Genomic DNA, 12705 nt, shown 5'->3' with positions numbered 1-12705 from the left:
AATGCCCTCAGCCAGCGAACACGACGCGCTTGTCGGCAACATCGACAATCAAATCCAATATCCGCTCAATGAGTTCGTATTGCCCGTCTGGGTACCAAATCAGATGAATATTCAAAGCGAGCAAGCGAGTTTCCTTTTGCTGCTTTGCTTGTGCATCAACAGGCGCAGCCAGTAAAGCGTAGTGGATAGGAACCTGATACCCATCGCCTGCATTGGCCGTCTTGAACAATTCCATTATCCAGTCCTGATCAAGGCTGCACCCCAAGAAGAAAAGCGACTGGGAAATATAGATTTGCCGGAGCGCCTTAGGTAATGGCTTCTGGAAATCGAAGGGCTCACCGTACGCTTCTTCGTATTGAGTCTTTGTCAGAATATGTGTTGCATCATTCTCCGCATCGCCGTGCAGCTTGAGCAGGCAACGGTCGCCCCGGACCAATCGCTGGAAAAAATTGTGTTCCTGCGTACCGTGCATGTACGCCTTGAACTCGATGCTATTTCTTTCGTATGTTTTCTCAATGGCATCATCAAAATTCGTCGTAACGATGCAGCCTTTCGCAAACTTGGGAAGTTTCAGCAAAGGTCCAGCCAGCCTCAATTTCTGCGCACGGTAAGTGGTTCGGATAAAATGCGAGGTCTGTACTTGATCATGCGCGGCAAGCACCTCCGCTGCCTCAAGATAAGCGCCTCCGGTGACCAACGCATTGATCGCCGTCGAATCTGCCCCAGGAAGGCGCCCGAGCAATAGTGCAACGGTGTCCGGCTTGAATTTTGGCCGAAGCAGGTAATCCACCACAAGGCGGCGTCGCAGTCGTGTTATACGCGGATAATTTGAGTATTTAATAGAAAAGCGGCAGGTTCGAAATCGACGTGCTCTATGGCGCGGATATTGAGGCGGCAAAAATATTTTTAAAATAATGCGAAAAACACTTGACAAAGGTTTGGCAAAATGCTCGCAATTTTGGCTGTATAAACAACAGCTTATTGGAGTGTCTTGTGGATACCGAACGATTAACTGCGGTCATGGATAGCCTCATGAACCAAACCGTCTTGGGTGAATTGTTGGCGCCGATGGCTCGTGCCTTGGCGCAGGTGCGCGGTACCGACGCGGTATCGCGAGTGTTGAGCATGGCGGATTTTATCGGCCTGGGGGTGCTGCGCCACCTGCAGGGCATGCGCACCCTGCGCGAGCAGGTGCAGTCGCTGCTGCATTGCGAGCCGGGGACGGCGCAGCGCGTCCCGCTGGCACGTTCCACCTGGTCGGACGCGCTGTCCTCGCGCCGCCGCCGCACGGTCTTGGAGGCGGCGATGCCGCCGTTGCTCACCGAGGCCCGGGCCGCGCTGCCGGATCGCCTGGCGCAATTCCCAGCCCTGCAAGGACGGCCGGTGTATGCAATGGATGGGACCTATCAGAGCGAAAGCGCCCACTACGGGCGGTGTACGCCCCGCCAGGGCGGGACGGACAATCCCAAGGGGCACGCGCTGTTGAGCTTCTACGACGTGCGCCTGGGTTGCCCCACCGACGTGCACGTCGACACCCGCAGTCGCCACGAAATCACTCTGTTGCGCGACTATGACCAATCCGCGCAGGCCATGACCCGTGACAAGGGCGCGCTGTGGCTGGTCGACCGCGCTTTCATCGACGCGACGTTTTGGGATGACCGGAAAAAGAGCTTGGGCGTGACCATGATCACGCGCATGAAAAGCAGCCTGTGCGTCGAGTCCACCGAGCCCTTAAAGATCGAGGATGTCCCGGCCAACGACGGGGTGCTCAACGATCTGCGCATCACCTTGCTCAGTTCCCGCCAACACTGGCGCCTGATCACCTTCCGCAGCCGACGAGGACATCTCGTGGAGTTTCTGACCAACGAGTTCGACCTCGCGCCCGGCGTCATCGCCTTCCTCTACTCCCGCCGCTGGGAGGAGGAGAAATGTTTCGACACATGGAAGAACGACTTCAGCCTCGCCAAGGCATGGGGCGCCAGTGTGGCGGCCATCGAGAATCAGGTCCGCCTGGCCGTTGTCACCAGCCTCTTGGTGGCCCTGCTGGTGCACTACAGAATGGGGCAGCACGGAATCGTGGACGAGAAGGCTTTGCGCAAGCAGGACCGGCGCCAGACCTCGGCGACCGACGGGACCGATCGCCCCGACTGGACTGCCCCGGTATTCCGCTACACCTCCAAGGTGAGCCGCCAAGTCCTGCGGTTTTTTAAGCACTGTTTTCACAAACCCGCCTCGCAGGCGCTCTACGAGGCCCAGTTGCGGCCATTGTTGTTGGCATACCTATGAGGCAGCCGGACACCGTTGCATGCCGAATGATCCACTCTCTCACCAGCGGATGCCCAAGATAGAAAGCCGCGTAGGGAGGGTGTACGACGCCCTCACCAAATCGAACTCTCAGACACCCGGTTCCACAAAGCCAGCCGTCTTCACGTCCTCGAATCAAGGCACGACGTTCGACATCTCCGCGTCGGCTATAGACAATATCTCCAGATCGAACCAAGTATCGAGATAGACGCCGTGCGTCATCCTCAGTAATACGCGCGATACCTTTTTCCCAGATTCGGTTGTCGCCGATATTCTGCGGCATGATGGATGGGATACCACAGGGCACGTAGTCGGACGGATCTTCCTCGCGCTGGTAGCCGAAGTTCTGCTGTATGTCTTTGTATTTTTTTAAATAACGGTGGATGAAGCGAGATCGGCTTCTGCCTACGCAGCGCGCTTCTGGGCTTTTGGCTTGAGGGGGAAGGCAAGGCCAATGGCACCGAGGATCTGTGCCTGTTGCTCGTCCGGGCGCGGCAGGTGAGTGTGACGCTGACCGTTGCGGTCGGTGCTGTAGAGGTAGGTCAGTCGTCCGAGCGCCAGTAGGGCGTCGTCCGAGGTAATGGCGGTACTACTGCTTTCGGTCGTGCCGAAGGCCTGACGCAGCCCCGCTTCAAACTGTCGGGTGATCTTCAACGCCAGCATCGCCACGAACACATGCGCTTTGGTGCGCTCGGCCTTGCGCAGGAAGATCGGACGGATTTCCAGGAAGGCGGTCTTCACGGTGCGGAAGTTGCGCTCGACTTTTTGCAGGTCCCGATAGCGCGCATCGACCGTCTTGGCATCCATCATGTCCACCGGCACGTTCGTTTCCAGGAGGTAGCAGCCGTCGAGCAGAGCGTCCTGCGCTTTGGCCTCCTCGTCGATAGACCAGACAATGACGCGTTCCTCCAGCGTCAGCGTGACAAACCCGCTGAGCTTGTGGCGCTTGGCCCAGTTCTGCAGGGCGGCCAGGCCTGTCGCGGCGCTGGCGCGGGTGGAGTCCTTGACGAAGGCGTTACGTGCGGTGATCTTTGCCTGCAACTGGGTCAGCTTGTCGTCCCGCCGCCGCTCCTCGCGTACCCGCACGGTATCGTTGCGGCGCACGATCAGGCGCTTGTCGCCGTGCTCCACCTCGCACAGATGTGCGTCGAAGAGATCCGTCTGCAACACGCCCTGCTTGAGAAAGGTACGCACCTGGGCGTCAGTCAAGGCGGTGATATAACGAAAGCCCTGCGCCGACAGCGCCGCTTTCCCCTTGGCTTTGATCATTCCCCGGTCGCCGACCAGCACCACCTCGGCCAGGCCGAATTGCTCTTTGAGAATCGTGATCTGACTGGCCACCGTCGTCGGGTCCGCCGTGTTGTCTTCGAAGACTCGCACAGCCAGGGGCTCCCCGTCCTCCGCGGTCAATAAACCGATGACGATTTGCTGCTTGCCCCGCTTGCCGTCGCGGTTGTAACCGTACCGCCCCAACTCGTTGCATTCCCCTTCAAAGTAGCTCGAGGTGACGTCGTAGAGCACCAATACCGGTGGCTGGCCCTGTTGTTTGACATAGGCCTGGTACAGCTCGCGCTCAATGCGCTCCTGCTGGCTCGCCAGCCAGTCCAGCGCCGCGTAGAGATCATCCTCATCAAAGTCGTCCACCCCCAGCACGCTGGCCACCGCGTGCTGCTGCGCCCAGCGCACCGCCGACAACCGCGACCCACCATGCGCGATGCGTGCCAGAATCAGGAACAAGTTGAGCTTGCTTTCCGGGGCCGTGCCCAGCACCCGCGTGATGCCCACCTGGTCAGCCAGATGCTTGAGCGCAAACAGAACACCGAAAATCTCACCACTGGTCATCTCCCCGGACCAATCGTCGAACTCGCCTTTCACCAGACGTTCCATCGCGGTGATCTGCTCCGCAGACCAATTCGTCAGATTGGCGATAGTCCGTGTGCAGACCTTGCCCCCCTCGCGATACGATTCGCGAAGCAGAATGGCTGGCCTAGACTTGCGGTTGGGGATGTGGGCGATGTACATGCCGACACTTAACAATATAACGACATGTTTGTAAAGCCGTAAATACATTGTTACATGCCTACGCGTTCGGGCGATTTATGGCTTACTTCAATTACATCAACGACTTACATTGATGGTGCGTGGAAGATCCGTCGGAAGCGTGAAGCTGGCTTCCGAAAGGGCCGGTTTGGATGCCGCCACCGCCACGTCTGCAAATTTCGCCGAGCGTGGTTGGTTCCCACCGTTCGGGGATAGCGAACAACGCTTCACTCATCTTCGCCCCCCACATCCCCGCTCAACTCCGCCTCAATCTCCTCAATGCTCGGCAAGCTACCCTTGAGTTCGCTCGGCAGCGCCCGCGTCAATTGGGTTTCCCATTCGGCGACGCTGATCGGCTGGCTGCTGCCGCCGAGCGCGTATTCGACCAGCACGCGATTTTTTTCCCGCACCAGCAGCAGGCCAAGGGTGGGCTTGTCGTCGGGGTGGGCCAGCAGGCGGTCGACGGCGGTCATGTACATGCCGAGCTGGGCGCCGTCGCCGGGTTCGAATTTGCGCGCCTTGAGTTCGATGACGACGTAGCAGCGCAGCTTGAGGTGATAGAAAAGCAGGTCGAGGTAGAAGTCATCGTCACCGATTTCCAGATGCACCTGGCGACCGACGAAGGCGAAGCCCTGGCCGAGTTCGAGCAGGAATTTCTGGATGTGCGCCATCAGGCCACGTTCCAGCTCGGCTTCCCGGCGCGGCGCATCGGTACCGAGAAAATCGAACAGGTAGGGATCCTTGAAGACCTGTACGGCCATGTCGGAGTCGCTGGGTGGCAGCGTGGCGGGGAAGTTGTTCTGCGCCTTGCCGTGGCGGCGATGGGCCTGCCCCTGAATCTGGAGGCTGAGGATGTCGCGCGACCAGCCGTGCTCCAGTGTACGGGCCGCATACCAGAGGCGATCTTCGGCCTGGTCGAGCTTTTCCAGCAGGGTGATGTTCTGGCCCCAGGTCAGTTCAGATTTCCTGATCTCGGAGGAAACCGGGTTGGCACTTCAGACAAGAGTGAAGGTCATTCTTGCCCCGGTTTCCGGATGCGGAAAATCTTGCAGGGTGAGTTCCTCGAGGAGCGCGGCGATAGCGCGATCATGAGCTGGGCTGGCCATCCGGTGAATTTTGATGGTCAGGGTGTTGGCTAGCGCGTTCGGTTCGATGTCAGCGGAAGAAACGAACAATTCGCGAATGAGCGCACGTGCGTCGTCCTCCTTCTTCAAGTGGCGGCGCAATAGCGCCACCATGGCGGTCTCGGCCCGGTAGGCGACCATTTTCACGGTATCGCAGAGCATCTTGTTCAGCGGCGGCAGTTGGGTCGGTCGCTCGGCCTCGGGCAGACTGTCGATCGTCACCTTTCGGGGGCTTGCCTTGCGCGCCGCGCAAAGTCGCTTGAGCTCCTCCTGAACGGCCTGCAGTGCTTCGACAGACTCGGCGTTTTTCTGGATTTCGCCGCCGTCGTTCAAGGCCGTCCTGGCGATTGCGGCCTGCAGTTTTCTTTCGCTCTGGCGGGTTTGCCTGACGGCCTTGTCGAGTTCCCGCCAGCGGGGGTTAACGACCTGGTGAGTGCCGGGAAGAGATTCGTCTCCGTACTCGATAAGCCCATCAATATCATAATGTTCCATCATGTACGCGAAGTAGTTTTCCTGGCACCAACGGGCGAACATCCGCCCAGCGATGGTGGTGTTTCCGAGTTGCCGGGCGGTCGTGATCACGGCTGTTTGATGTCCCGTCTGGGTCAGCCGACGAACTTCGCTCACGGCCAGGCTGCCATCGCCTGTGCCGAGTCGGGTTTCGCGCATGGCGAGTTTCATCCCGGTGCTGCCGCCTGCCGGCAGATGGACTTCCTGTTCCTGAAACACCTCTTCGGACCAGAGGTCCTTGACGTTCTTGCGGTAGGTCAGTGCGCCGATGCGCTGTTTCCAGAGTCTGCCGAGGAGACTCTGGGTGGCCCCTTCCCGATCGAAGACCATGACAAACCGGTGCAGGGTCGGGTCGGCGTCCAGTTCGGCCGGCGTCGGCTGTCCCGGGACAATCTCCAGCAGTTGGGGGACGATGTCCTTGAGCAGGGTCTCGGCGAGTCCGTCATTGAGCGGCTGCGAAACCACAAAGAACGGGCGACCCAGGGCATCGTTAACCCAGTAGTCGGTGGTGCCCCGCAGGCACAGGCGTTCGCGCGAGACGTAGCGCTTCGACAGCCTGGCCTGCTCGCCGTGATACACCCGAACATGACCATCGACATACAGGTAACCCGCTTCTTCTGGCTCACTTTCCATCCAGAGCTTCGCGAGATCCCGCATCCAGGCTGCCGGGTCACCCGTCTTGGCCAGCAGATGGACCTTTTCCCGCAGGGTGCGGACTTCCGGTACCCGGTCCAGGCCGATGACTTTGCCGAGTTCTCCGGGCGAGGTTTGTCGCAGATGTTCCGGCCGCTTGATTCGCCCCAGGGCCATGAAGCCGAGGACGAGAAGGATGTGCAAGGCGCTGTAGAATCCCCGGGGCAGCTTGAAATGGCGATCCAGGCCGGTCAGTAGCCCGTTCGCGCACAAGGCCGGCAAGCCGGCCAACAGCCCCCCCATCGCCACATCGTGGCTCGCTTCGAAGCGCGTCGTCGCACCGGTCGCCAATCCCAGCGCCGTTTGGATCCGCTCGTCGGCGCGCGTGCAGGCGGTGCCCATCCCCGCGGCGGCTTCCGCATCCGCCCGGCTGCGCTCACTCTTGGTGCTCGCCGCTTCCAACTCCCCTGCCTCTTGCGGCAAGGCGGCCAACTGCGGCACGCCCTGGCGCCGGATCGCCTTGCGCAGCGTCGACTCCTGGACGCCCACCTGCCGTGCCACTTCGGCAGGACGCTTTCCCTCGCTCAACAGCCGCGCGCATTCGGCACTCTTGTCCGGCGTCATGATCCGCGGCCGGCTCGCCGCCGCCGGTCGAAAGAAAGACGATGGCCCGGCTTTGCGGCTTTGTCCCACCCAGTTCATCAGCGTGCGGTGCGGGATGCACAGCGGTGGCCTTTCCAGTTCGACCGCCTTGACGTGCCCGTTCTCCATCAGGCTGGTCAGAGCGAACCTGCGGCCAGCGTCGTCTCCTACGGGGTGCGAGAAGTAATTGTCTCCCCCAACAAAGTAGATCGCTTGGCCATCCTTCTCCAGAATCGCCAACCCTTCTCCCACTTTCTGCGCACCATCCGGAAACCCTGGAAGCCACGATTGCCTCAACGTCTGCTCCTCCTTGCACTCCTAGCGAAGCTTGGTTTATGCCATAAGAAAATCATGGCCGTCAAAATAAAGTGCCACGTGCAATTCCCGGAATTCTACCTACATTCCCGGCCGGGATCAGGAAATCTGCAGTTGTGCAACGGACCGTTGCACAAGTTCGGCATCCGGCCAGGTGGCGGCGAAGGCGCGCATGTACTTGAGGTTGCGTGGCGAGAAGCCCTTCATGTCGGGGAAGGCTTCGCGCAGGTCGCTCGCCAGCCGGTCGATGACCTTGCTGCCGTAGCCTTGTTCCACCTGCTTGTCCAGGATGCGCTGGCCGATGTCCCAATAGAGCATGAGCATGGCGCTGTTGCTGGCCAGCACCAGCCGCAGGCGCTCACCATGAATACGGCTCTTGATCTCGGCCAACCAGGCGGCGTAGTCAGCAGGCATTTCGGCGGCCGGCGCGGCGAGCGGGAACATGGCGCTGCGGTCGACGCGACCACGCTGCCGGCGCTCCGTGGCCGTCGGCTGGGCTTTGCTCGGGGCGGGTTTCTTTGGGGGCGTCATGGCGTGCAGCTTGTGCAAGCGGTCATTGCACAAGTGCGTACATCAGATTTCATAGCCCAACCCCGCCAGGTTCTTGCGAATTCCGCTTCCAAGCGGGCACCTTCGGCAAACTGCCGTCCCAGGGTGACGGTCAGGCGGGCCATCTTTTCTTCGAAAGGCTCGCTGTCTTCTTCCTGCGCGGCGGCGCCGACGTAGCGGCCGGGGGTGAGGACATGGTCGTGTTTGCGGATTTCTTCGAGGGTGACGGCTTTGCAGAAACCGGCGATGTCTGCGTGGCCGGCACCTTTTTTCCAGGCGTGGAAAGTATCGGCTACGTTAGCGATGTCTTCGGGCTTGAAGTCGCGCAGAACGCGGTCTTTCATGAAGCCAAGATTGCGGGCGTCAATAAACAGGGTTTCGCCCTTGCGATTGCGTGAGCCATTCCTTTCACCCTTGTTGCGGGCGAGGAACCAGATGCAGGCGGGGATTTGCGTATTGGTGAACAACTGGCCGGGTAGCGCGACCATGCATTCGATAAGATCGGCCTCGATCAATGCCTTGCGGATTTCGCCTTCGTTGTTGGTGTTGCTGCTCATCGAGCCGTTGGCGAGCAGCAGCGCCATGCTGCCGTTGGACGCCAGGTGGTGGATCATGTGCTGCATCCACGCGAAGTTGGCGTTGCCGGCCGGCGGCACGCCGTATTTCCAGCGCACGTCATCTTGCTTGACGCCTTCGTTCCAGTCCTTCATGTTGAAGGGCGGGTTGGCCATGATGAAATCGGCGCGAAGATCCGGGTGTTGCGGACGGGTGTAGGTGCTGGCGGGTTCCTTTCCGAAGTCGAAATCCATGCCTCGGATGGCCATATTCATCGAAGCCAGGCGCCAGGTGGTGGGGTTGGCTTCCTGCCCGTAGACCGAGAGCTGGCCGATGCGCCCGCCGTGTTCTTCGACGAAGCGCTCGCTTTGTACGAAGAAGCCGCCGGAGCCACAACAGGGGTCATACACCCGGCCCTGGAAGGGTTCGAGCATTCCGACGATCAGGCTGACGATGCTCTTGGGCGTGTAGAACTCGCCGCCGCGCTTGCCGGCGGCAATCGAGAATTCGCCGAGAAAGTATTCGTAGACGTGACCGAGGATGTCCTTGGCCTTGAGCGATTCGTGCTGGAAAGGCACGGTGGACAACAGGTCGATCAGGCCGGGCAGCGCTTCGTCCACCCGCTTGCGGGCGTAATCCTTGTCGAGGACGTTCTTGAGGCGGGGGTTTTCCTTTTCGACGGCGTCGAGCGCGTCGTCGAGCAGGCGGCCGATGCCCTTGAATTCGTATTGATAGGTCTTGCCGTTCTTGACCTCGAGCGTGGTCCCGGCGGCGACCTTGGCGTTGTCCTTGATGAAGTCCCAACGCGCCAGCGCCGGCACCCAGAAGACGTTCTTTTCGGTGTAGTAGTCGCGTGCTTCGAGTTCCAGCTCAAGCATTTCGGCATCGACGTTGCGCGAATCGTCGCCGAGGTAATAGTCATTGGCCGGGTCGAAAAAGGCCTTGTTGAGCTCCGCGCGGCGTTCCTTGAAAGCATCCGAGATGTACTTCAGGAAGACCAGGCCGAGCACGACGTGCATGTAGTCGCCAGGGTTGACGTTGGCGCGCAAACGGTCTGCGGCTGACCATAGGCGTTTGTCGAGATCGTTCAAATACTGTTGCCCGTCGTTGCTCATTTCAAGTGCTCTTCCTTTGGCTGGCAAGCAGGTCGATGCTTGTCGGCGCGCTACCCCGCGCTCGAAAATCGTCATTCTACGTAGGTAGCGGCGGCGACGAAGCCGATGGCATTGGCGATCAAGCCTCGCACCAGAAAAAAGCCCCCACCAAACTGCCGGCGGGGGCTTGTTCTACTGTCGCTTGCTGCGAAGCTCAGACCGTAACGGTATCCGCCACGTCGCTGAACTCCTTGATCTTGTCGAAGTTCATGTAGCGATAGACATCGGCGGCCTTGGCGTTCACCACCTTGACCTGTTCCATGTACTCGGCGACGGTCGGGATCTTGCCCAGCAGCGCGCAGATCGACGCCAGTTCGGCCGAGCCGAGGTAGACGAAGGTGTCGATACCGAGGCGGTTCGGGAAGTTGCGCGTCGAGGTCGACATCGCCGTGCTGCCCTTCCTGATCTGCGCCTGGTTGCCCATGCACAGCGAGCAGCCGGGCATTTCCATGCGCGCACCCGACTTGCCGAGGATCGCGTAGTAGCCCTCTTCGTTGAGAATCGCGGCGTCCATCTTGGTCGGCGGCGCGACCCACAGGCGCGTCGGGATGTCGGTCTTGCCTTCGAGGACCTTGCCGGCGGCACGGAAGTGGCCGATGTTGGTCATGCACGAGCCGATGAAGACTTCGTCGATCTTGGTGCCGGCGACTTCGGAGAGCAGCTTGGCGTCGTCGGGGTCGTTCGGGCAGGCGACGATCGGCTCGGTGACGTCGGCGAGGTCGATTTCGATCACCGCGGCGTACTCGGCGCCGGCATCGGCCTTGAGCAGTTCGGGCTTGGCGATCCACGCTTCCATGGCCTTGATGCGACGACCGAGCGTGCGCTTGTCTTCGTAGCCGGTGGCGATCATCCACTTCATCAGCGTGATGTTCGACCGCATGTACTCGATGATCGGCGCCTTGTCGAGCTGGATTGCGCAGGCGGCGGCGGAACGCTCGGCGGCGGCGTCGGAAAGCTCAAAGGCCTGTTCGATCTTGAGGTCCGGCAGCCCTTCGATTTCCAGGATGCGGCCCGAGAAGATGTTCTTCTTGCCCTTCTTGGCGACGGTCAGCAGGCCCTGCTTGATGGCGTAGTAGGGAATCGCGTTGACCAGGTCACGCAGCGTGACGCCGTCCTGCAGCTTGCCCTTGAAGCGCACCAGCACCGATTCCGGCATATCCAGCGGCATGACGCCGGTGGCCGCGGCGAAGGCCACCAGGCCCGAACCGGCCGGGAACGAGATGCCGATCGGGAAACGCGTGTGCGAATCGCCGCCGGTGCCGACGGTGTCTGGCAGCAGCAGGCGGTTGAGCCACGAATGGATGATGCCGTCGCCCGGACGCAGCGCAACGCCGCCACGCGTGCTGATGAAAGTCGGCAGCTCGCGGTGCATCTTGACGTCGATGAGCTTCGGATACGCGGCGGTATGGCAGAAGGACTGCATCACCATGTCGGCCGAGAAGCCGAGGCACGCCAGATCCTTGAGTTCGTCGCGGGTCATCGGGCCGGTGGTGTCCTGCGAGCCGACGGTGGTCATCCGCGGTTCGCAATAGGTGCCGGGCAGCACTCCCTTGCCTTCCGGCAGACCACAAGCGCGGCCGACCATCTTCTGCGCCAGCGTGTAGCCCTGGCCGGTGTCGGCGGGATTTTGCGGCAGGCGGAAGAGCGTCGATACCGGCAAACCCAGCGCTTCGCGCGCGCGCGTGGTCAGGCCACGGCCGATGATCAGCGGGATGCGGCCACCGGCGCGCACTTCGTCGAGGATCACCGGCGTCTTCAGTTGCGATTCGGCGATCACTGTGCCGTTCTTGAGCGCGGTGACCTTGGTGGTGCCGGTGTCGATCTGCAATTCGATCTCGTCGCCCATTTCCATCTGCTCGACGTCGAGTTCGATCGGCAAGGCGCCTGCGTCTTCCATGGTGTTGAAGAAGATCGGCGCGATTTTCGAACCCAGGCAGAAGCCGCCGAAGCGCTTGTTCGGGACGTAGGGAATGTCCTCGCCGGTAAACCAGAGCACGGAGTTGGTCGCCGACTTGCGCGACGAACCGGTACCGACGACGTCGCCAACGTAGGCGATCAGGTTGCCCTTTGCAGCCAGTGCCTCGAGTTGCTTGATCGGGCCGCGCTCGCCAGCGACGTCGGCTTCGATGCCGGGGCGCGCGTTCTTGAGCATCGCCAGCGCGTGCAGCGGGATGTCGGGACGCGACCAGGCGTCGGGTGCCGGCGACAGGTCGTCGGTGTTGGTTTCGCCGGTGACCTTGAAGACGGTCAGTTTCTGCGACGCAGGCACTTCCGGACGCGAGGTAAACCACTCGCCGTCGGCCCAGCTTTGCATGACCGACTTGGCGTTGGCGTTGCCCTTGTCGGCAAGCTCCTTGACGTCGTGGAAGAAGTCGAAAACCAGCAGGGTCTTCTTGAGCGCGGCGGCGGCGATTTCGCCGGTCGCCCCGCCAAGCAGTTCGGTCAGCGGCTTGACGTTGTAACCGCCGAGCATGGTACCGAGCAGTTCGGTCGCTTTTTCCTTCGAGATCAGCGTGCAGCTTTCCTCGCCTTTGGCGACCTTGGCCAGGAACTCGGCCTTGACCTTGGCGGCGTCGTCGACGCCGGCCGGAACGCGGTAGGTGAGCAGCTCAACCAGGTTTTCCCCTTCGCCCTGCGGCGGGTTCTTCAGCAGACCGACGAGTTCCTCGGTCTGTTGCGCGGTCAGCGGCAGCGGCGGGATACCAAGCGCAGCACGCTCGGCAACATGGGCACGATAGGATTCCAGCACGGCGACGTCCTTTCTCAAAGTGTATGGCAGCAAAGGTGCAATTGTACTGCAAGGCCAGAACGGCAAGCGGCGCGCGGCGCATGACAATCACTGCGGACGGGTTTGTAACACCCGGGACGGCAGATCATCG

At 60.9% G+C, this 12705-nt stretch carries 8 protein-coding genes and 1 pseudogene; 1 reads left to right on the top strand and 8 read right to left on the bottom strand.

Features of this window, described 5'->3' with window-relative positions:
- Positions 1 to 7 precede the first annotated feature (7 nt).
- Positions 8 to 790, bottom strand: coding sequence for an SIR2 family protein (locus tag QZ656_RS00440; protein ID WP_291991553.1), 783 nt, complete (start codon positions 788 to 790; stop codon positions 8 to 10).
- Positions 791 to 1032: 242 nt separating this feature from the next.
- On the opposite strand from QZ656_RS00440, the gene QZ656_RS00435 reads away from it, so the two are divergent.
- Positions 1033 to 2286 (top strand): IS4 family transposase, encoded by a 1254-nt coding sequence (locus QZ656_RS00435; RefSeq protein WP_291991552.1) that lies wholly within the window; start codon positions 1033 to 1035, stop codon positions 2284 to 2286.
- 423 nt (positions 2287 to 2709) lie between these two features.
- Here the strand turns inward: QZ656_RS00435 and QZ656_RS00430 are convergent, their stop codons facing one another.
- The 7 genes and pseudogenes from QZ656_RS00430 to QZ656_RS00405 form a co-directional block, all read right to left on the bottom strand.
- A complete protein-coding gene (locus QZ656_RS00430; RefSeq protein WP_291991551.1) occupies positions 2710 to 4191 on the bottom strand; it encodes an IS1634 family transposase in 1482 nt (493 codons plus the stop codon).
- Between the two features lie 380 nt (positions 4192 to 4571).
- Positions 4572 to 5105, bottom strand: coding sequence for a DUF1016 domain-containing protein (locus tag QZ656_RS00425; protein ID WP_366522056.1), 534 nt, complete (start codon positions 5103 to 5105; stop codon positions 4572 to 4574).
- Between the two features lie 114 nt (positions 5106 to 5219).
- Positions 5220 to 5273: pseudogene (locus QZ656_RS23995) on the bottom strand (hypothetical protein); the annotation flags it as partial.
- A 66-nt stretch (positions 5274 to 5339) separates the two neighbouring features.
- Entirely contained in the window at positions 5340 to 7493 is a 2154-nt protein-coding gene (locus QZ656_RS00420; RefSeq protein ID WP_291991550.1) for a helix-turn-helix domain-containing protein, read from the bottom strand.
- Positions 7494 to 7667: 174 nt separating this feature from the next.
- Positions 7668 to 8099, bottom strand: coding sequence for a DUF1016 N-terminal domain-containing protein (locus tag QZ656_RS00415; protein ID WP_366522054.1), 432 nt, complete (start codon positions 8097 to 8099; stop codon positions 7668 to 7670).
- A complete protein-coding gene (locus QZ656_RS00410) occupies positions 8096 to 9787 on the bottom strand; it encodes a class I SAM-dependent DNA methyltransferase (protein WP_366522053.1) in 1692 nt (563 codons plus the stop codon). Before QZ656_RS00410 ends, QZ656_RS00415 begins: the two co-directional genes overlap by 4 nt.
- Before the next feature lie 193 nt (positions 9788 to 9980).
- Positions 9981 to 12575 carry a bifunctional aconitate hydratase 2/2-methylisocitrate dehydratase gene (locus tag QZ656_RS00405; protein ID WP_291991549.1) on the bottom strand — a complete coding sequence of 865 codons (2595 nt, stop codon included), beginning with the start codon at positions 12573 to 12575 and terminating at the stop codon, positions 9981 to 9983.
- Positions 12576 to 12705: the final 130 nt, after the last annotated feature.

The organism is Candidatus Accumulibacter sp. ACC003, assembly GCF_907163085.1.
In the GTDB taxonomy this organism is placed as follows: domain Bacteria; phylum Pseudomonadota; class Gammaproteobacteria; order Burkholderiales; family Rhodocyclaceae; genus Accumulibacter.
Note: the sequence above shows the minus strand (reverse complement) of the source record. Positions and strands in the feature narration are given on the sequence as shown.